At 75.8% G+C, this 19,487-nt stretch carries 17 protein-coding genes; 9 read left to right on the top strand and 8 right to left on the bottom strand.

Annotation, left to right across the window (positions count from 1 at the left end; genetic code table 11):
* Positions 1-61: 61 nt before the first annotated feature.
* Positions 62-922, bottom strand: coding sequence for a phosphotransferase enzyme family protein (locus ACFV3E_RS10985; RefSeq protein ID WP_500534379.1), 861 nt, complete (start codon positions 920-922; stop codon positions 62-64).
* Between the two features lie 33 nt (positions 923-955).
* Between ACFV3E_RS10985 and ACFV3E_RS10990 the strand changes: the two genes are divergently transcribed.
* The 3 genes from ACFV3E_RS10990 (at position 956) to ACFV3E_RS11000 (ending at position 2,981) form a co-directional block, all read left to right on the top strand.
* Entirely contained in the window at positions 956-1,312 is a 357-nt protein-coding gene (locus ACFV3E_RS10990; RefSeq protein ID WP_500365426.1) for a hypothetical protein, read from the top strand.
* A 403-nt stretch (positions 1,313-1,715) separates the two neighbouring features.
* On the top strand, positions 1,716-2,615 hold the full coding sequence (locus tag ACFV3E_RS10995; RefSeq protein ID WP_500534380.1) for a hypothetical protein: 900 nt from the start codon (positions 1,716-1,718) through the stop codon (positions 2,613-2,615).
* A gap of 66 nt (positions 2,616-2,681) precedes the next feature.
* Entirely contained in the window at positions 2,682-2,981 is a 300-nt protein-coding gene (locus ACFV3E_RS11000; protein ID WP_500534381.1) for a YciI family protein, read from the top strand.
* Positions 2,982-2,998: 17 nt separating this feature from the next.
* On the opposite strand, the gene ACFV3E_RS11005 is transcribed toward ACFV3E_RS11000, so the two are convergent.
* From ACFV3E_RS11005 to ACFV3E_RS11035, 7 genes are all read right to left on the bottom strand, one after another.
* Entirely contained in the window at positions 2,999-6,679 is a 3,681-nt protein-coding gene (locus tag ACFV3E_RS11005; protein ID WP_500534382.1) for a CHAT domain-containing protein, read from the bottom strand.
* 684 nt (positions 6,680-7,363) lie between these two features.
* A complete protein-coding gene (locus ACFV3E_RS11010; protein WP_500534383.1) occupies positions 7,364-8,440 on the bottom strand; it encodes a carboxylate-amine ligase in 1,077 nt (358 codons plus the stop codon).
* Positions 8,441-8,485: 45 nt separating this feature from the next.
* Positions 8,486-9,796 (bottom strand): condensation domain-containing protein, encoded by a 1,311-nt coding sequence (locus ACFV3E_RS11015; RefSeq protein WP_500534384.1) that lies wholly within the window; start codon positions 9,794-9,796, stop codon positions 8,486-8,488.
* 53 nt (positions 9,797-9,849) lie between these two features.
* Positions 9,850-10,761, bottom strand: coding sequence for an NAD-dependent epimerase/dehydratase family protein (locus ACFV3E_RS11020; protein WP_499514635.1), 912 nt, complete (start codon positions 10,759-10,761; stop codon positions 9,850-9,852).
* Positions 10,758-11,906 (bottom strand): GNAT family N-acetyltransferase, encoded by a 1,149-nt coding sequence (locus ACFV3E_RS11025; RefSeq protein ID WP_500534385.1) that lies wholly within the window; start codon positions 11,904-11,906, stop codon positions 10,758-10,760. The genes ACFV3E_RS11020 and ACFV3E_RS11025 overlap by 4 nt, the downstream gene beginning before the upstream one ends.
* On the bottom strand, positions 11,903-13,144 hold the full coding sequence (locus ACFV3E_RS11030) for an aminotransferase class I/II-fold pyridoxal phosphate-dependent enzyme (RefSeq protein ID WP_500534386.1): 1,242 nt from the start codon (positions 13,142-13,144) through the stop codon (positions 11,903-11,905). Before ACFV3E_RS11030 ends, ACFV3E_RS11025 begins: the two co-directional genes overlap by 4 nt.
* Before the next feature lie 16 nt (positions 13,145-13,160).
* Positions 13,161-14,396 (bottom strand): cytochrome P450, encoded by a 1,236-nt coding sequence (locus ACFV3E_RS11035; RefSeq protein WP_500534387.1) that lies wholly within the window; start codon positions 14,394-14,396, stop codon positions 13,161-13,163.
* Between the two features lie 563 nt (positions 14,397-14,959).
* Here ACFV3E_RS11035 and ACFV3E_RS11040 point away from each other — a divergent pair.
* The 6 genes from ACFV3E_RS11040 (at position 14,960) to ACFV3E_RS11065 (ending at position 19,364) form a co-directional block, all read left to right on the top strand.
* On the top strand, positions 14,960-16,072 hold the full coding sequence (locus tag ACFV3E_RS11040; RefSeq protein WP_500534388.1) for an LLM class flavin-dependent oxidoreductase: 1,113 nt from the start codon (positions 14,960-14,962) through the stop codon (positions 16,070-16,072).
* Complete coding sequence (locus tag ACFV3E_RS11045; protein ID WP_500534389.1) at positions 16,069-16,701, top strand: FMN reductase; 633 nt, start codon at positions 16,069-16,071, stop codon at positions 16,699-16,701. Before ACFV3E_RS11040 ends, ACFV3E_RS11045 begins: the two co-directional genes overlap by 4 nt.
* Before the next feature lie 8 nt (positions 16,702-16,709).
* Positions 16,710-17,033: a GNAT family N-acetyltransferase gene (locus ACFV3E_RS11050; protein ID WP_500534390.1), complete on the top strand. Its 324-nt coding sequence runs from the start codon at positions 16,710-16,712 to the stop codon at positions 17,031-17,033.
* 122 nt (positions 17,034-17,155) lie between these two features.
* Positions 17,156-18,145 (top strand): pirin family protein, encoded by a 990-nt coding sequence (locus ACFV3E_RS11055; protein WP_500534391.1) that lies wholly within the window; start codon positions 17,156-17,158, stop codon positions 18,143-18,145.
* On the top strand, positions 18,142-18,510 hold the full coding sequence (locus tag ACFV3E_RS11060; protein WP_500534392.1) for a tetratricopeptide repeat protein: 369 nt from the start codon (positions 18,142-18,144) through the stop codon (positions 18,508-18,510). Before ACFV3E_RS11055 ends, ACFV3E_RS11060 begins: the two co-directional genes overlap by 4 nt.
* 140 nt (positions 18,511-18,650) lie before the next feature.
* Positions 18,651-19,364 carry a VC0807 family protein gene (locus tag ACFV3E_RS11065; protein WP_500534393.1) on the top strand — a complete coding sequence of 238 codons (714 nt, stop codon included), beginning with the start codon at positions 18,651-18,653 and terminating at the stop codon, positions 19,362-19,364.
* Positions 19,365-19,487: the final 123 nt, after the last annotated feature.

Consider the following 19,487-nt stretch of genomic DNA (forward strand, 5'->3'; position numbering starts at 1 on the left):
CCGCCCAGGCCGGAGGGGTGCCCATCCTCGCAGCCCGAGCCGGACGGTGAGGCGGGAAGGGTCAGAAGGGGTACCAGCGCACGGCCGGATCGCCGTCCCGCAACGAGGCCACCCGCCGGCGGAACTCGGCGAGCGCCGCCGGGTTGCCCGGCGCGTGCTGCGCCACCCAGGCACAGCTCGCCGTCTCCCGCGCCCCGCGCAGCACCGCGCAGCCGTCCCACTCGCGCACGTCCCAGCCGTAGGCGGCCGTGAAGGCGTCGTAGGAGTCCGTACCGAGGCCGTAGCGGTCCCGGCTGAGCGCCATGACGACCAGGTCGTGCTCGCGCAGATCGGCGGAGAAGGTCTCCAGGTCCACCAGGACCGGACCGTCCGGGCCGACGTGCACGTTGCGCGGCAGCGCGTCGCCGTGGATCGGCCCCGGGGGCAGGTGCGGGGTCAGCGCGGCCGCCGCGGCGGCGAAACCGTCCCGGCGCTCGCGCAGGTACGCCGCGTCCGCGGGGTCGACCGCCGGCCCGGCCAGCCGCAGCCACCGCTCCACCCCGTCCAGCAGGTCACGGCGCGGCAGGGCGAAGTCCGGCTCGGGCAGGGCGTGCACGAGCCGCAGCAGCGCGGCGAGGTCGGCGGGTCCCGCGGGCCGTACGGTGTCCGGCAGCCGCTCCCAGTACGTGACCGGGTGCCCCTCGACCAGCCGGGCCTCCGGCGCCGCCGCCCGTACCGCGGGAACGCCGTGCGCGGCCAGCCAGGACGCCGTGCGCACCTCGCGGGCGGCCCGGTCCAGCAGTTCGGGACCGCGGCCGACCTTCGCGACGGTCACGCCGTCGGCGAGTTCGAACACCGCGTTCTCGCCGAGCGCGATCAGCTTCGCGCCGTCCTGCCCGTCCGCCGCGAGCACGGCCCGGGCGAGCTCTTCGGTGAACGCCATACGGCGATGATCGCAGATCAGTAGGCTGGGCCGGTGACCGAGGACGACGTCATGGCCTTCTGCGAGATGCTGCCGCGGCTGCGGCGCGCCGCCAGTGGCGACCCGGCCGACGCGGCCGAGCTCGAGGCCGTCGCCGAGACCGTACGGCAGGGCGCCGGCGACATGGAGGTGGTCACCGACCTCGGGCACCGGCTCGGCGTACGGGTCTTCGACTCCCGCAAAGTCGCGGGCGGTTACGCCCAGGTGCCCGGCATGACCGGCGGGGGCGGCGGGCTCCTGCGCCACCGCTGCCCGCGCGGCGTCTGCGCCCGAAGCGAGGACCCGACGGCGTCCGTCACCGCCCCGCGCTGCGCGATGTTCGACGCCGAACTGCGGCCCGTCTGGTACTAGGCCGTGTCGTCAAATGCCCTCCCCCAGCCTTCGGCCGGGGGTGCCCCCACCCCGCGCCGCTCCACCAGCTGGCGCTGGGAGGTGCCCCCAGGCACGGCACTTCCCCAGCCTTCGGTCCGGGGAAGTTGTCGAATCGTCCGAGTAGCCCACTACGAGGACGACTCTCCGCCTTGCGATGCACCGCACCTGGGGGCACCTCCCAGCGGAGCTGGGGGAGCTACTTTGACGACACGGCCTAGCCTGTTGTCCCGGTCCCTGCGGGTGAAGGAGGAACGTCCGGTGCGCGCAGCCCCACGGTGGAGGAAGCGTCCGGCACGGGTGGCCGGTCCGTGCGGGCGACGCGGCGGATGCGCCCACCGGACGGCGCGGGGCCGCGGCGGCCCGGAAGGCGGGTAGTAGCGCGGTGGCGGGTCTGCTGGACGAGATCGGCGGGAAGCTCGCCGAGCGCTGGGTGTCCCTGCTCGCGCTGCCCGGATCGCTCTTCCTGGGCACCGCCTGGGCCGCCCATGTGCTGGGCGGACGAGGGCCGTTCGACGCGGGCAGCCTGCTGCGCGAGGTCGAGCGCTACGCGGACTGGACCGACGCCCACGGTGGCGCCGCGCTCTTCCTGGCCCTGGTGGCCGTGCTGCTGCTCGCCGTCGTACCGGGCCTGGCGGTGCAACTCCTGGCCCGCGCCGTCCAGGTGCTCTGGCTCGGGCCCTGGCCGGGAGGAACGGGTGAATGGCTCGTGCGCCGGCGCCGCGCCCGCCGAGAACGCGCCGACGCGGACGTCGCGGCCCACCTGCGGAACCACGAACGCGACGGCGACGAGGCCGAACTGGCCGCCGCCCGCGCGGCCGAGGCACGCCGCGACCGGATCGCGCCCCTGCCCCCGGCCCGGCCCACCCGCATGGGCGACCGGATGCACGCCCTGGAGCACCGCGTCGGCGCGTATTACGCGGTGCCCTTCACGGCGGTCTGGCCGCGCCTGTGGCTGGCGGCCACGGAGGCCGACCGCGGGGAGATCCGCACGGCGGCCGGTGCCTTCGAGGCGTCCACCCGGCTGTGCGGGTGGGGCCTGCTGTACGCGGCGCTGGCCTGCGTCACCGCGTGGTGGCCCGCGCTCGTCGTCGGCGCCGTGCTCGTGTCCGCCGCCTGGTGGCTCGGCCGCGAACGGCTCTTCGCCCTGGCGGACCTCGCCGACGCCGTCGTGGACCTGCGCCTGCGCTCCGTCGCCCGCGCGGTGGGGATCCCCGTCCCGCCGGGGCCCGTAGCCCCGGCGACCTGGCGGGAGCTCGACCTGGTGCTGCGCCGCCGCAGGTGACCCCGCGGGAGCGGCCGCTGCCATGATGTGGCGGGCCGCCCCGGCCCGCCACGAGATCGGACGGGCATGCTGCACCTGCTGTTCCTGACGTACACCGGATCGGAAGCGGACGCCGGGCCTTTCGTCGCCGCCCACGTCGCGTTCCTGGAACACCACCACCGCGCCGGCACGTTCCTGCTCTCCGGGCAGACGGTGCCCTCGTCCGAGGGCGGCGTGATCGTCGCCCGGGGGACGGACCGCCGGACGATCGAGCGGATCGCGGCGGAGGACCCCCTGGTGACCTCGGGGGTCGCCGCGTACACCGTCACCACCGTCGACCCGGCCCGCGTGCACCCGGACCTGGCCGGACTGCTCGGCGGCGCCTGACGTCCCGTCGCGGGGGCTCAGCGGCCGATGTGGACGAAGGGCGCCCAGGCCGCCGGGGAGCGGGCGTAGCGGGTGCGCAGGGCGCGGATGACGTGGTTGAGGGCGCGGCCCGCGTCCGCGGGGGCGACGGCGCCGGGCGCCGGGCCGCGGAGGGCGGCGTACAGGCGGGCGGCCAGGAGCGCGCAGACCGCGTCGTCGGCCTCCCAGAGGGCGCCGACGACCTGGGGGTAGCCGGCGGTCTGGAAGGCGGAGGCGAGGTGGACGGCCTCGTCCGGCAGCTGCCCGGTGTGCGCGGTGTGGCAGGCGAGCAGCACCGCCAGCTCGGCGTAGAGCAGTTCCTGCCGGGAGACGTCCGCGGCGCTGAGCGGCCCGCCGTGCAGGAGCAGGTGACTGGCGGACGGGTCCTGCGGGTCGCTGACGCCGTGGCAGGCGAAGTGCACCCAGCGGGCCGTGCGCAGGGCCGACAGGACCCGTTCCGGCGTGGCCGCCTCGCCCTCGACGGCGCGTACGCCGCCCAGCGCGTCCGCGATCGCGGCGACCTCACGGGCCGAGGCGCCCGCCGAGCCCGCCGCGCCGGTGGGCCGGCCGACGGCGAGCAGCCGTCCGCCGGTGCGGCCGGAGGAGACCTGCCGGGCGTGCCGCAGGGCGCGCAGGGTGGGGGTGTAGGAGGAGGCCACCCGGTCCAGGACGGTTCGTCCGTCCCGCAGTTGGTGCGCCCGCTGCAGTCCGGCTGCGTGCAGCGGCAGGTACGCCAGCGGCCCCGAGGCCGACCACCACAGCCGGGGCGCGGCCGACGCGGGGGCGTCCGCGGGGAGCGGCCGGGTGAGGCCGAGGGCGGTGAGCACCGGCTCGGCCACCGTGCGCCAGAGCCAGGCGAGGGTGTCCAGGACGAATTCGCGGGCGCGGTCGTGCTCCTCGTCGGGCGCGGTCCGCGGCAGGCTCACCACACCGAGGAACTCCTGTACCCGCAGGGCCAGCTGCCCTTCCGTCAGTTCGCGCAGCGGCACGGAGAAGACGCGCTCCTGCGTGACGACGAGCGCGTCGCACCGGAGCCGGTCCACGTTGACCGCGACGACCGGTCCCTGCGCCGCCACGGCGCGCATCTCCGATTCCGTGGGCGGCATCAGGAACCGCTCGAATCCCGGCTTGCCCCGGACGCGCATCAGCAGGGCCTCCCACTCGGCGGCCGCGACGTGCCGCTCCATGAAGTCCTCGCCCGCCTCGGCCCGCCGCAGGCGTCCCCCGAGCGTGGAGAACTCCCGGGCCAGCAAGGGGTGCGCCGCGGACAGGGCGGTCAGATCGGCGCGGGCCTCCAGGTCCTGGCCCATCAGGACCGCCCGGCCCTGCTCCAGCAGCGCCAGCGCCTGCGCGGGGCGCCCGGCGGCGAGCGCCGCGGCGCAGCCGGTGCGGCCGAGGCTCGTACCGGTCAGGGGATCGGGCCGGCCCGCCCCCGACGGGTCGGCGCCGTCCACCCCCAGGTGCGCCATGGGGTAGCGGCGGCCGAGCAGCGCCCCGCCGACGAAGGCCCGGCGGTCCTCCCGCGCCAGGGCCCGCGAAGCCAACGACGGCAGGGTCTCCAGGGCCCGTGCCGCCGCGTCGGCCGCGGCCGCCCAGTCGTGGTGCTCCAGGGCGTCGGCCATCGCGATGCGCGCCACCTCGAACCGCAGAGCCGGCATCTCGCCCGCGGGCTCCGCCACGAACGCGACCTCGGCCGCCCGCGCCGCCCGCTGGTCCCCGCGGACCGTGGCGTCGGTGTAGTCCGCCCAGTGGCCGTACGAGGTCACCATCCCGCCCAGCAGGTCCGTCAGGCCCGGGGTCCGTTCCACGCGCCGTGAGGCGTCGGCGATCCTGCGGCGCGCCTCGGCGGCCAGGACGGGGTCCTGGGTGAGCCCGGCGAGGTTGGTGAGCGCGTTGGCGTACTCGACCTCCCCGGCGGCGCGTTCGGGCGCGTCCCCGGGCAGCAGGTCGAGCGCCGCGCGCAGCTCCCGGCAGCAGGCGCGCAGGGCGCCGGTGTCCATGGCGAGCACCGCCCGCATGTGCTGCCACGGCGCCGAGGCGAGGACCAGGCGGGCGTGCTCCCCGGAGCCGTGGGGGAGTTCGGCCAGGACGCGGTCGCCGAGCGCGGCCGCCTCCTCGATCACGGCGGCGTCCTGGTCTGCCATGTAGCGCATCCCGATGACCGCCATCAACAGGCTCGCCGTCCGCGCGCGTTCGGTGCTGCCGGCCTCCGTCCGCTCCAGCGCCTCGCGCAACCGCCGCTCGGAGTCGGCGACGAAGGCGGGATCCATGCCCTGGGGAGTGCCGGGGCCCTTGGCCAGGGCGTCCAGCAGGGGCCGCATGTCGGGCGGGACGGGGAAGGCGGAGGTGAAGCGCGCGTACAGGTCGTCGGCTGCGCCCTCGCCCTCGCCGACCCCGTCACACCCGCCCCCACCCACGCCCGGCTCCGGTCCGGGCTCCGGGGCGGGGGCGGGTGTGACGGGGTCGGTGCGGAAGCCGTCCGGCGGCAGGGCCGACCGCAGCTGCACCGGCGGCAGCGCGGGCGCGAACCGCACCATCATCGGCAGGAACCGGGTCGCCACCGAGCCGAGGGCCCGCGGTACGAGCCGCATCCTGCCGCGGAGTTCGCCCACCGCGGCGGCCTTCTCGGCGACGTGCGGCAGCAGCGGATGGCCCGGTGGCAGCCGCTCCACGAGCGCGCGCAGCATCCGCTCGGCCTCGGCGGCGTCCGCGGCCTCCCAGTCGACGACCGCGCGGGCGGCCAGCAGCGAGGCCAGGTTCACCTCGTAGGTCCCGTTGTCGTCCGGCAGGCCCTCGGCCCGGTACGCCTCCAGGTGGCCCATCGCCTCGTCGATCGTCGCGCGGGCCGGCGCCCAGGGCAGGGTGCACATCAGCGCCGCCGCCAGCGCGAAGTGGACGCTGCGCATCTCGTGCCGGTCCCGGAGCCCGCCCATGGTGCGCCCGCTCGCCGCGGCCAGCGCCAGCCGCCCGCCCCGCACGGCGACGTCCACCGCCTCCCGGTCCCGCGGGTGGGCCCGGACCCAGGCGATCCCGGCGAGCACCGCCACCCGGCCCGCGTCCGGGGCGTCGACGTGCCCGGGGGTGACCGCGGCGAAGGCCTCCCGGGCACGCGCCCACAGCGCCGGCAACTCGTCCGTGGCCCCGCACTCGTAGCGGATCAGCGCGGAGTGCGCGAGCCGGGCGAGCAGCCCGGGGCGGCACAGGTCGTCCGGAGGCAGCGTGGCCAGCAGCGCGGCCGCCCCGCCCTCCATGGGGTCCGCGGGCCGGAACGGCTGCTGGGCGGGGCCGGACGGGTAGCGGGCGGCGACGGCCACGAGGTCGCCCTGCGAGCGGTGCTGGGTCTGCGCCCCCAGGTGGTGGCGGACCTCGGGCGCGGTGCGGAAGTCGCCGTGCAGGTGCGCCAGGGTGCGGTCGGCCAGTTGCAGGTGCAGGACGAGCCGGGCGCGCAGCGGATGGTCGCGGGGCGCCGTGTCCAGGCCCAGCACGATCAGCGCGAGGGCGGCGGCGGCCGGGGCCCGCCCGTCCTCGTCCCGCCAGGACTCCCGCAACAGGTCCGCAGCCGCCCGCAGCAGGCTTCCGGGCGTCGATCCGGCGCCGTCGACGAGGCGGCCGGTGCCCGGCGGCTCCGCCAGCGCGAAGCGCCTCAGCATGCGGTCCACGGCCGCGCGCGCGTCCGTCATCAGCCGCCCCCGATCCCCGTTGCCGGCGTCGCGGCAGGATAGCGCGCCACCCGTGACCGACCGCTCACTCCGCGATGCGGCGCCGCCGGCCGCGGGGCGGCTATGGCGGCGCTTGTAAGGGTGACGGCCGGTCCGGCCGCATCAACACCACGGCCACCCGCAGCGGCGGTCGCAGCCCTGCCGAGCCGGTCCCCGGCACGAGGTACCCGGCGGTCGAGCGGCACTGCCCGGTCGCCCGGACCCGGGATGGCCGGCGCGGCTGATACCCGCTCGTCGCGCACGGCTGTTTCCCCGGGCGGCTGCCGCCGGGGCGGGTGACGCCGCGCTGCGCGGTTCCGCGGTGTGACGGCGACGGCGGCCCGTCCGGCGCGATCATGCCGCGGTACGGGGGGACGCGGCCTCCGCAGGAGCACGAGTTGGAGGTGCCCGACGCCCGTGCCGGACTTCGTGGGAACCCTGAGGCGCCCTCGCAGCCCGGAGCGCCAGGAGTCGCCCTCCAGGCCCGGGAGCCCGGAGGCCCGGTACCGCGAGTCGGGGCTCGTCGACGGGGCTGTGGGGGACGGGCTCGCGCCGCCGTCCGCCGTGCCGCAGCTCACCGGGGACGGGAGCAGGGCCGAGGCGCCGCCGCAGCAGGCCGCGGTGCACGCGGATCCGCCTCGACGCGAGGGCCGCGCCGCGCCCCCGTCACGCCGCGGTGCGGCGCACCGCGTCCCGCAGGACCGCGGCGGGGCCGCCGCGCGCGTACACCTGGCGCTGCCGGCGGGCGCCGGAGCCCTGGGTGGTCAGGCGGTCCACGCCGGCCCGGACGGTGTACAAGTCGCCCGCGTCCTTCAGCGCGCCCTCGACGTGGGCGACCAGGGACTCGACGACGTCGTGCGCGCTCGCCGGACGGAAGGTGCGCGGATCGAGCAGGGCGCCGTCCAGCCCGGAGCGGCTGGCCCGCCATGAGGCGAGCCGGAGCAGGGACACGTCGTCGCCGGGCGCGGGGCACCCGTCGGCCCACTCGCGCGCGGCGGTCTCGACCAGGCCGCGCACCAGTGCGGCCAGCACCACCGCGTCCTGGTACTCCGGGCACACGTCGCAGACGCGCACCTCCACCGTGGGGAACTTCGCCGACAGCCGGGCGTCGAAGTAGAGCATGCCCTGGTCGATCAGGATCCCCGTGGCCAGCAGGCGCGACACCGCGGCGCGGTACCCCTCGGCGGAGCCGAAGCCGCGGGTCGGCCCGGCGGTGGGCCAGCGGCCGAAGACCTGGTAGCGGTAGCTCGCGTACCCCGTGTCGGCGCCCTGCCAGAGCGGCGAATTGGAGCTGAGCGCCAGCAAAGGCGGCAGCCAGGGGCGGATGCGGTCGACGACGGCCACGCCCTCCTCGTCCGACTCCACCCCCACGTGGACGTGGCAGCCGCAGGTCAGGGTCTCCTGCGCGGTGAGGCCGAAGGACTGGGCCATCCTGCGGTAGCGGCCCCTGGGGGTGAGCCGGGGCGGCACCGCCATCGGGGAGGTCCCCAGCGCCGCCACCGCGACGCCCTCCGAGCGGGCGAGCCCGGCCGCCCGGCAGCGCCAGGCGCGCAGCTCCTCCCGCAGCTGGTCCAGGGTGACGCAGGGGGAGCTGTTCAGTTCGAGCTGCTGTTGCTGCAGCTCGGCCACCAGTTCCCGGGGCCAGGGGCCGCCGTCCAGCACCGCGTCGGCCACCGCGCGCGGTTCCCCGGACCGCGCGTCCACCAGGAGAAGCTCTTCTTCCACTCCCACGGTGCGTGCCACGTCCTTCCGATACCCGCTGAGCCCGCCGCTATCCGTCAGCGGGCCTCACTCGGCGGACAGGAGGTGCTCCATGGCGCGCCGGCACAGGTCGGCGGCCTCCTCGCCCGCCGTGGACGTCACGCTGAGGAACAGCCGCCCGCCCAGCCCCACCACGATCACCAGCGGCGCCCCGGACAGGCTGGTGTGCGCGGCCCCGTGGACGGCGGCCAGCCGCAGCGGCCCGTACGTCCCGGGAAGGTCGAGGCGCGTGTTGCTCACCGACACGTCGAACCGGGGGCCGCGGGTCTCGCCGCGCCGCAGGAGGGCGCCGACGGCGCGGTGCGGCAGGAACGAGGTCAGCCGGAAGACGCGCACGAGCGGCCGCAGCTCCTCCGGGGTGAGCCGGGCGTGGATCCCGGCCCGCGCGTCGCGCGCGGCCGCCCACAGGTCGTCGGTGCCGCCGTCCACGGGGACGACGAAGCTCGCCGCGTACAGGCCCATGGCCTCCCCGGGCGACGGTTCGAGCACCCGGCGCAGGTCCGCCGCCACCGCGATGCGCGCCGGGCGGCCGGGCGCGGCGGCCCGGGCGAAGGCCGCGCACAGGGCGGCCTGCAGCGTCGCGCCCTGCGCCCGGCACCGCTTGAGCAGCAGCTCCGTCTCCTCGCGTTCCAGTGACCACGCGCGGTAGGCGAGCCGCCCGTCCGGGGGGTACGGCGGCCGGACGGGCCCGCCCACGGCGCGGGCGGTCCTCAGCAGGTCCCCGGGGTGGGCGCGGGGGCCGGGGATCAGCTCGTCCGCGGGTGCCGCCAGCACCGGCACCGGCACCGGGCCCGGCACCGGGCCCGCGCCCGACGCGTCCGCTGCGTCCGCTGCGGCCCCCCGGTGTGTGCCGGGCGGCCGCGCCGGGCCGGGCAGGGGAGTGCCCGCCGGATCCGGCCCCCCGAGGTGGGTCAGCAGGTCGCGCATGACGACGCCCGCGGAGACGGCGTCGGCCACCAGGTGGTGGTAGACGGTGACGAGGTCGAAGGCCTCGCCCGCGTCGAGGAGCACGAAGCGGGCGAGGGGACCCGTACGGGTGTCGAAGGGCCGCTGGAGCTCCTCCTCCACCACGCGGGACCAGGCGCCCGCACCGGCGTCCGGGACCACCCGCACCCCCGGGTCCGGTACCCCGGCCGTGGTGAGGCGCCCCTGCCACGGCCCCGGGTCGGCGATGCGGACGCCGAGCAGGGGGTGGCGGCGGCGCACGGACTCCACGGCCGCGCGCACGCGCCCGGGCGTGGTGCGGCCCTCGACCCGGGCCACGGCGGCGATGTTGACGGGGAGCCGCTCGCCCGCGGCCCAGATGACGCGTTCGTACGGGGACAGTCGGCGGCGCATGGGGGTGCTCCCCCTTCCTGACGGGGTTACCGGCGGGGTTCCTGTCGGGGCGGTCAGCGCTTCAGGGCGCCGCGCAGCCCCTCGGGCAGCGTGACGGCGGGCCGGTACGGGAGGCGGCCGCCGGGGGCGCAGGTCCACGCGGGATGCAGCGCCTCGGCGACCTTGTCCGGGTTGAGCGCCGACGAGCTGCCGAACAGCCGGGCCGCGGCCATCGCCAGCGGCCCGGGGATGTGCACCACCCGCGGCGCCCGGCGTCCGAGCGCGGCCGCCACGGCGGCGCCGATGTCCTCCCAGCGGTGCTCGGTGCCGTCGCAGACGTGGTAGGTGCCCACGTCCGTCGTGCCGGGGTCGGCGGCGGTGATCAGCGCCCTGCACAGGTCGTCGACGTGGATCAGCGAGTAGTGCCGCGGCCCGGGCCGGCCGACCGCGGGCAGCAGGCCCGTACGCACCGCCGCCACCAGCCGCGGCAGGAACTCGGGGTCGCCGGGGCCGTAGACGATCGGCGGCCGGACCACGACGGCCGGCAGCCGGTCCGCCGCGTCCCGCACCGCCCACTCGCCGCCGAGCTTGCTGCGCCCGTACGCGGAGACCGGCTCCGGCGGCGCGTCCTCGTGACGCCGCCGCCCGGGGCCGGAGGCGGCCAGCGACGAGCAGTACACCAGGCGCGGCGGCACGGCGGCCGCCGCGGCGGCCTCGCACAGCCGCCGTGTGCCGGCGGCGTTGACGGCGGCGTAGGCGCGGGGGTCCCCGGCCTTGGTGACCCCTGCCAGGTGGACGACCCGGTCCACGCCCCGCAGCGCGACGGCCAGCCCCTCCCCGGTGGCCAGGTCACCGGGCACGCTGCGGGCGCCGGGCACGTCGCGGCCGCCGCGCACCAGCGCGGTCACCTCGTGGCCGCGGGCGGTGAGGTGGCGTACGAGGTGGCCGCCGATGAAGCCGGTGGCGCCGGTCACGAGGTACCTCACCGCAGGCCCCCGCCGTCGCGCTCGTACAGCCGGTGCGTCCTGAAGTGCACCCCGCCCATGGCCTGCGCGTGCCGGTTGGAGCCGCGGTTGTCCTCCAGGATCCAGGACAGGTCGGTCTCGGTGTAGCCGAGCCGGAACGCGGCGCGCTGCGCGTCGGCGAGCAGCACCGCCACCAGCCCGCGGCTGCGGTGCTCCTTCCGCACGCCCGAGGTGCCGCCCCTGACACGGGTGATGCGCCCCATGGCCCGGCTGATCCGCAGCATGCCGACAGGAAGCCCCCAGGTGGTGAGCCTGCCCCGCGCGGTGCGCAGCGCCTGGTTCACGTCCGGCACCCACAGCGTGAAGGCGGCCGGCTCGCCGTCCACCTCGGCGATCCGCACCAGCTCCGGGTGGACGACCGACTTCAACTGCGCGGCCATGTGCAGGAACTCGCCGTCGGTCAGCGGCACGGAGGCGTAGTTCTCGGCCCAGGCGTCGTTGTAGATGTCCTTGATGACGGCCATGTCGGCCTCGTAGCGGTCCCGGTCGAGCGGCCGCACCCGCACGGCCGGGTCGGCCAGGGTGCGCGCGGCGACCCGGGCGATCGCGGCGGGCGGCTCGCCGTCCGGGGGCATCGGCACCAGCCAGGACAGCAGGTCCTTGGCCTTGCCGAAGCCGCAGCCGGTCAGCAGGTCCGCGTAGTAGGGCGGGTTGTACGGGATGCCCACGCTCGGCGGCCCGTCGAAGCCGTCCACGAGCAGCCCGCACTCGTCGTTGACGGAGAAGCTGAGCGGGCCCAGCATCCGGGTCAGCCCGCGCCCGGCCAGCCAGTCGGCCGCCGCGTCGAAGAGGGCCCCGGCGGCCTCCAGGTCGTCGGCGCACTCGAAGAGCCCGAAGTGACCGCACTTGTAGTCGTGCCGCTCGTGGAAGCGCGGGTCGGTGACGGCCGCGATCCGGCCGACGGTGCGGCGCCCCCGGCGGGCGAGGAAGAGCCGCGCCTCGGCCGTCTCGAAGAAGGGGTTGCGGCGCGGGTCGAGGAAGGCGCGCACCTCGCGCTCCAGCGGCGCGACCCAGTGCGGTTCGTCGCGGTAGAGCGCGTACGGCAGCCTGATGAAGGCCGTCGTGGCGGCGCGGTCCTCGACGGGGGTGACGGTGACGGCGTTCACCGGCCCACCGCCTGGGCGGGCAGGTCCGGGAGCACGCCGACCCGGCGGCCGGCGGCCGCGAAGGCGCCCAGGATCCGCTCCAGGTGGGCGTCGGAGTGCGTGGCCTGCACGGTCACCCGGATCACGCAGCGGCCCTCGGGGACGGCGGGGGCACCGACCGCGTTGGTGAACACGCCCTCGTCGAGCAGGGCCTGCCACATCCGGGCGCACACGGTCGCGTCCCCGATGAGGACGGGCACGACCGGGGTGACCGAGTCACCGGTGTCGTAGCCGAGGGCGCGCAGCCCCGCCCGCAGCGCCTCCGCGAGGGCGAGCACGCGCCGGCGCCGCCAGGGCTCGGCCGCGGCGATGCCGAGCGCGGCGATCCCGGCGGCGAGGGCGGCCGGCGGCATCGAGGCGGAGAAGAGGATGGAGCGCGCGCTGTAGCGCAGGTAGTCGATGACGTGCGCGGGACCGGCGAGGAACCCCCCGGTGGAGCCGAAGCACTTGGACAGGGTCCCGGTGAACAGGTCGACCCGGTCCATGAGGCCGAAGTGGTCCGCGACACCGCGTCCGGCCGGGCCGAGCAGCCCGATGTCGTGGGCGCCGTCCACGACGAGGCGGGCGCCGTGCCGGGCGGCGAGCTCCGTCAGCGCGGGGAGCCGGCACAGGTCGCCGTCCATGGAGAACATCCCGTCGGTGAGGACGACCTTGCCCGCGGCCGGTTCCGCGGCCGTGGCCTGCTCCAGGAGCGTGTCCAGCCGCACGGTGTCCGCGTGCGGGTACAGGACGCGGCGGGCCGCGCCGAGCCGGATGCCGTCGACCAGCGAGGCGTGGTTGGACATGTCGCTGAAGGCGATGTCGCCGCGGCCGAGCAGGGCGGCCACGGCGAGGTTCGCCTGGAAGCCGGTGGTGACCACGGCGGCCGCCTCGGTGCCCAGGAAGTCCGCGATCCGCTCCTCCAGTTCGCCGTGGAGGGGGAGGGTGCCGTTGAGGGTGCGCGCACCGGAGCAGGAGGCGCCGTAGCGGGTCAGCGCCTCGGCCGCGGCCGCCGTCACCCGGGGGTCGGTGGACAGGCCCAGGTAGTCGTTGCAGCCCGCCATGACGACGTCCCGCCCCTCGACGGCGGCCTCCCCGTCGCCCGTCATGTGCAGGGAGCGGTAGAAGGGCCGGACGCCCGTCTCCACCATGGCCCGCACGAAGGTCGACGACGACAGGTCCTTGCGGAACGCGTCGGTGGCGTCCTGGATTTCGGTCACTTGCCTTCGGTCTCCCTTAGGTGAGGGGCGAGTGGATGGTGAGCCGGGCGATGTCGGCCATGCTCGGCCCGGCGTGCCGCACCGGCGGGGCGGCGGCCCGGGCGCCGGGCAGCTCGCGGGCGAAGGCCCGGGCGAACGCGAGTGCCTGCACGCGGGCCAGATGGGACCCGAGGCAGTAGTGCAGGCCGCCGCCGAAGGCGAGCAGCCGCTGCGCCGGCCGGTCCGGGTCGAAGACGTGCGGGGCGGGGAAGCGCGCCGGGTCGCGGTGCGCCGCGCCGATCAGCGCGTGGACGACCCGTCCGGCGGGCACCGGGCGGCCGCCCAGTTCGGTGTCCGCGTCCGCCACGCGGGTCACCACGCGTCCCGGCGGGTCCCAGCGCAGCAGCTCGTCCGTGAGCGGCCCCGTGAACCCCGGCTCCTGGCGGATCCTTTCGGCAGACGCGGGGTCGGTGACCAGCGTCAGCGCCGTGCCGGCCAGCAGGGCGGCCGTGGTGGGCACCCCTGCGGAGAACAGCGTCAGCAGCAGATAGCGGGCCCCCGCCGGGTCCTCGGCGGCCCACCGGGACAGCAGGTCCCCCGTGGGGTGCCGGCGGCGTTCGGCCAGCGCGCGGTCGTACGCGTCGAGCAGGGACAGGGCGGCGGCGTCCGCCCGCCGTACGACGCTGGGCGGCGCGGCGAGCTCCTCCACGCGCACCATGGCGGCGCTCTCGGCGGCGAGCCACCCGCGGTCGATCCACTCCGGCAGCCCGGCCATCTCCGCCAGGACCGCGGTGGGCAGCGGCCGGCAGACCCGGGAGACGACGTCGGCGGCGCCGTCACGGCGCACGACCGCGGCGAACTCCCGCACATGGCGGTCGGTGAGCGGCTCCACGAGCCGCTCCGCCGCCTCCCGCACGACCCGCGGGGCCAGCACCGCGTTGAGCGGACGCCGGCGCGCGGTGTGCTCCGGCGGATCCTGCTGCAGGGGCGTCTCGCACAGCCCGACCGTGCTCGCGCTCTGCCGCCATCCGGGGCGGTGGGCGTCGCGCCACCGGGCCCCGAGGGTGAGCCATTCCCGCCCGGTCAGCACCTGCCGGCACTCCTCGTACCCCGTGACCAGGAGCGCGCCCCACGGCGTCGGCACGAGCGGCCCTGCCGCGGCGAGTGCGTCGTACGCCGCGGCGAGCGCCTGCGGCTCCACGGCTCTGCGCCACTGCCGGACGAGGCCCGCCGTGGAACGCGCGTCAAGGGCGGTGGGCTTCGGGGACAGCATCACGTGGCTCATGTGTCAGGAAACGGACTTCGGCTCGGAGGCAGGAGGGGGGAGCGTCGCAGGGCGCACGAGGCGGCGTACGCCGGGCTGGCGCCCCTGAGAGTGCTCTGCCGAAGGTGTTCCGATCCAGTCACATGGGCACTTTTCACCCACTCGTGAACGTAATTCGCCTTTCCCCTTCACGGTCCGCTACGGTCGGCCGTCCGTGTCCCAACCGCCCCGCGCCCCCCGCAGGTGCCATGGGCCCATGGGCCCATGGACGCGTGGTGCGTGTACGGAGCGCCTGTCGCCGGGGTCGTCGGCGGTGCCCTCGCCCGCGGCGAGCCGGCCGGAGCCGGGTCCGCGGACCGCCTGCACGGTGGCCGCTGATGTGTGCGCGGGGGCCTCGCGGTGGGTGCCTGTCCTGGGGCGAAGCGGCCCGGCCCCGTGGTTCGTGAACCCTGCCTTCCGTCAGCGCCGTCTATGGCGCCCCCGTGGGAGGAATAGCCCGGTGGGGCATCTCGTTGATGGGGGTGGTTGAATAATCAACAACATATGCGAGACGACCGAGGAGGGTGAAGCCGGTGCAGTTCGGGATCTTCACTGTGGGTGACGTGACCATGGACCCCACGACCGGCAGGGCGCCGACCGAGCACGAGCGGATCAAGGCCATGACGGCGATCGCGCTCAAGGCCGAGGAGGTGGGGCTCGACGTCTTCGCGACCGGTGAGCACCACAACCCGCCGTTCGTGCCCTCGTCCCCGACGACCATGCTCGGCTGGATAGCCGCCCGCACGGAGAGGCTGATCCTCTCCACCTCGACCACGCTGATCACCACGAACGACCCGGTGAAGATCGCCGAGGACTTCGCGATGCTGCAGCACCTGGCCGACGGCCGCGTCGACCTGATGATGGGCCGCGGCAACACCGGACCGGTCTACCCCTGGTTCGGGCAGGACATCCGGCAGGGCATCCCGCTGGCGGTCGAGAACTACGCCCTGCTGCACAAGCTGTGGCGGGAGGACGTCGTCGACTGGGCCGGCCGCTTCCGCAGCCCCCTGCAGGGCTTCACCTCGACGCCCCGCCCGCTGGACGACGTGGCCCCCTTCGTCTGGCACGGTTCCATCCGCTCGCCGGAGATCGCCGAGCAGGCCGCGTACTACGGCGACGGCTTCTTCCACAACAACATCTTCTGGCCGGCCGACCACACCAAGCGGATGGTCGAGCTGTACCGCGCGCGCTACGCGCACTACGGCCACGGCACCCCCGAGCAGGCCATCGTCGGCCTCGGCGGCCAGGTGTTCATGCGGAGGAACTCGCAGGACGCCGTCCGCGAGTTCCGGCCGTACTTCGACAACGCGCCGGTGTACGGGCACGGCCCGTCGCTGGAGGACTTCACCGAGCAGACCCCGCTGACCGTCGGTTCGCCGCAGCAGGTCATCGAGCGGACGCTGGGCTTCCGCGAGTACGCGGGCGACTACCAGCGCCAGCTGTTCCTGATGGACCACGCGGGACTGCCGCTGAAGACCGTGCTGGAGCAGCTCGACATGCTCGGCGAGGAGGTCGTGCCGGTGCTGCGGGAGGAGTTCGCCAAGGGCCGTCCCGCGGACGTGCCGGAGGCCCCGACGCACGCGTCGCTGGTCGCCCGCCGTGACGCGCGGGCCGTGGAGGAGAAGGAGAAGGAGGCCGCGAAGTGACCGTCGCACCCCTCAAGCTCGTGGTCGTCTCGGCGGGCCTGAGCACGCCGTCGTCCACGCGGCTGCTCGGCGACCGGCTCGCCGAGGCCGTACGGCGGGCCGTCGCGGACGGCGGCCGCACGGTCGACGTGCGGGTGGTCGAACTGCGCGACCTGGCCGTGGACATCGCCCACAACATGGTCACCGGTTTCCCCGGTCGCACCCTGGCGGACGCCGTCGCCGCCGTCACGGAGGCGGACGGCCTGATCGCGGTGACGCCGGTCTTCTCCGCCTCGTACAGCGGGCTGTTCAAGTCGTTCTTCGACGTGATCGACAACGACGCGCTGGCCGGCAAGCCCGTGCTGATCGCCGCCACCGGCGGTACGGCCCGGCACTCGCTGGCGCTGGAGCACGCCCTGCGGCCGCTCTTCGCCTACCTGCGGGCCGTGGTCGTCCCGACCGCCGTGTACGCGGCGTCGGAGGACTGGGGCGGCAGCGGCGACGCGCTCACCGACACCCTGCCGACCCGTATCGTCCGCGCCGCGGGCGAGTTGGCGGCGCTGCTGGTGACGCGGCCCCCGGCTCCTGTGACCGCGGCCGATACGGTCGTTCCGTTCGCACAGCAACTGGCCGCCCTGCGGCCCGAGTAGGAGAGACGATGGCACTGCGCGTCGCCGACAACCCCGGCAAGTCCCGTTTCGAGGTCTTCGACGCGGCGGAGGAGGGCGGTGCCGAGGAGGTGGCCGGCTTCGCCGAGTACCACCTGTACCGGGACCAGATCGCGTTCATCCACACCGAGGTGGACCCCCGTTTCGGCGGTCGCGGGCTCGGCGGCGCCCTCGCCCGGGCCGCGCTGGACGCGGCCCGGGAGCGGGAGCTCGCGGTGCTGCCCTTCTGCCCGTTCATCCGCGCGTGGATCGGCAAGCACCCCGAGTACGTGGACCTGGTGCCGGAGGGCGAGCGCCCGCGCTTCGGCTTCTGAGGCCGGCCGGGGCCCGGGACCTCCGCGGCGGACGGAGGGCCGGAATGGATTCGGTTGGTTGAATGTTAAACCGACCGTGCGGAGCCCGGACCGGGCCCGCCGGGACTGCCGAGGAGGGCGTCATGCCTGCCGTGACCGTGGAGAACACCCTGCTGCTGCCCCGTGTCACCGAGCCCGACCCGCTGACCGCGGAGCATCGCCCGGTGCGCAGGGTGACCGCCGCCCCGCAGGGCTTCGAGGGTGAGGGCTTCCCGGTGTACCGCGCCTTCGCGGGCGTGCCGACGCGGGAGCTCGACCCCTTCATCCACATGGACCAGATGGGTGAGGTCGAGTACGCGCCGGGCGAGCCCAAGGGCACGTCGTGGCACCCCCACCGCGGCTTCGAGACCGTCACGTACATGATCGACGGCCGCATGGAGCACCAGGACTCGCACGGCGGCGGAGGCACGATCACCGACGGCGCCACGCAGTGGATGACGGCCGGCAGCGGCATCCTCCACATCGAGGCGCCGCCGGAGGAACTGGTCGTCTCCGGCGGGCTGTTCCACGGCGTCCAGCTGTGGGTGAACCTGCCGCGGGCGAACAAGTGGAACGCGCCCCGCTACCAGAGCATCGAGGGCCCGGAGGCGGCGCTGCTGTCCTCGCCCGACGGAGGCGCGCTGGTCCGCGTCATCGCCGGCGAGGTCGCGGGCCACGCGGGACCGGGGAGCACCTTCACCCCGATCACGCTGGCCCACGCCACCGTCAGTCCCGGCGCGCGCCTGGTCCTGCCCTGGCGGCCGGACTTCAACGCCCTGGCCTACGTGCTGTCCGGGCGCGGTACCGCCGGAGCCGAACGGCGCCCGCTGGACGCGCACCAGCTGGCCGTGTTCGGCAGCGGCGACACCCTGACCCTGGAGGCCACCGACCACCCCGACAGCCGCACCCCCGCCCTGGACGTCCTGATCCTGGGCGGCCGCCCGATCCGCGAACCGGTCGCGCACTTCGGCCCGTTCGTCATGAACACCAAGGCCGAGGTCATGCAGGCCGTCGAGGACTTCGAGCGGGGCCGGTTCGGACGGGAGCCGGCCGGCCGCATGCCGCACACCGCACCCGGAGAGGAGCTCGCGTGAACACCACCACCAACCAAGGGTCCTACGCCGCCTACGAGGAGACCACGGCGGAGCGCTGGGCGCGCGCCGGGCTCTACTTCGAGGCCAAGGAGTACACCGAGGCGGCCCGGCTGCTCACGGCCGTCGTCGACGAGGTGCCCGAGCAGGTCGCCCCGCGCCTCCTGCTCGCCCGCTCCTACTACCACTCCGCCCAGCTCGGCCGTGCCGAGGAGCAGCTGCGCGTGGTCGTCGAGCGCGACCCGGTCGAGCACTACGCGCACCTGATGCTGGGCCGGACCCTCCAGCGGCAGGGGCGCGAGGCCGAGGCCGCGCCCTGGCTGCGGCTCGCCGCGGCCTTCGCCGGGGAACTGCCCCCGGAGGACTGAACCGGTGCCGGGCCCCGCTCCGGGGCCCGGTGGCACATGCGGCGCCGCCGTCCTAAAGCCTGGGCAAAGAGCCCGGCCGGGGCGGCGGCGCCGGGCGTATGTTCCCCTGCGGCTTCGGCAACTACTACGGGGGGAAAGCCGTGTCCGCACGTTCCGGCACGTCGTCCGCGCTCGGCTGGGCGCTCACCATCACCTTCAACATCGTCCTGCCCATCCTCACCTACGGGCGGCTCACCGACGCCGGCTGGAGCGAGTTCTCCGCCCTGCTCGTCTCCGGTGTGTGGCCGGTGCTCGACACCGCCATCACGCTCGCCTGGCGCCGCAAGGTGGACGAGTTCGCCGTCATCACCCTCGTGTTCCTGGTGATCACCGTGGTCGTCACCGTGGTGGGCCCGCACTCCACGCGCCTGCTGCTGGTCAAGGACTCCGCGGTCACCGGCCTGTTCGGGGTGGTCTGCCTGGCCAGCCTGCTCGCGCCGCGGCCGCTGATGTTCTACTTCGGGCGCAAGTTCGGCACCAACGGCACCAAGGAGGACGCCGAGCGGTTCGACGGCCTGTGGCAGTACGAGGGCTTCCGCCACGTCATCCGCACCATGACCGTCGCGTGGGGGGTCGGCTACATCCTCGAGGCACTCGCCAGGATCGGCCTTTCGTACAAGCTGTCGACCGCCACCATGGTGACGGTCAACTCGGTGATGGCGTACGCCGTCACCGGTGTCCTCATCGCGTGGACGATCCTCTACGGCCGGCGCGCCGCCGCCCGCGGCAAGGAGCGGGAACGGCAGGCTGCGGAGGCAGAGGCGGCGGCCGCCCGGGCCGGGGCCGGCGAGGTGGCAGGGACGCCCGGGGTCTGACGGGAACCGCCGCGCATCGCGCGCATCGCGCGCGCCCGGCGGTCCGGGCGGCATCGGGGGTATTCGCCGCCGCGTCGGCCGGGCAGGTCGTGGCCGCCGGCCGGTCGTTGCCGGTAGACCGGC

This window comes from Streptomyces sp. NPDC059718, from assembly GCF_042733315.1.
Lineage (GTDB): Bacteria > Actinomycetota > Actinomycetes > Streptomycetales > Streptomycetaceae > Actinacidiphila.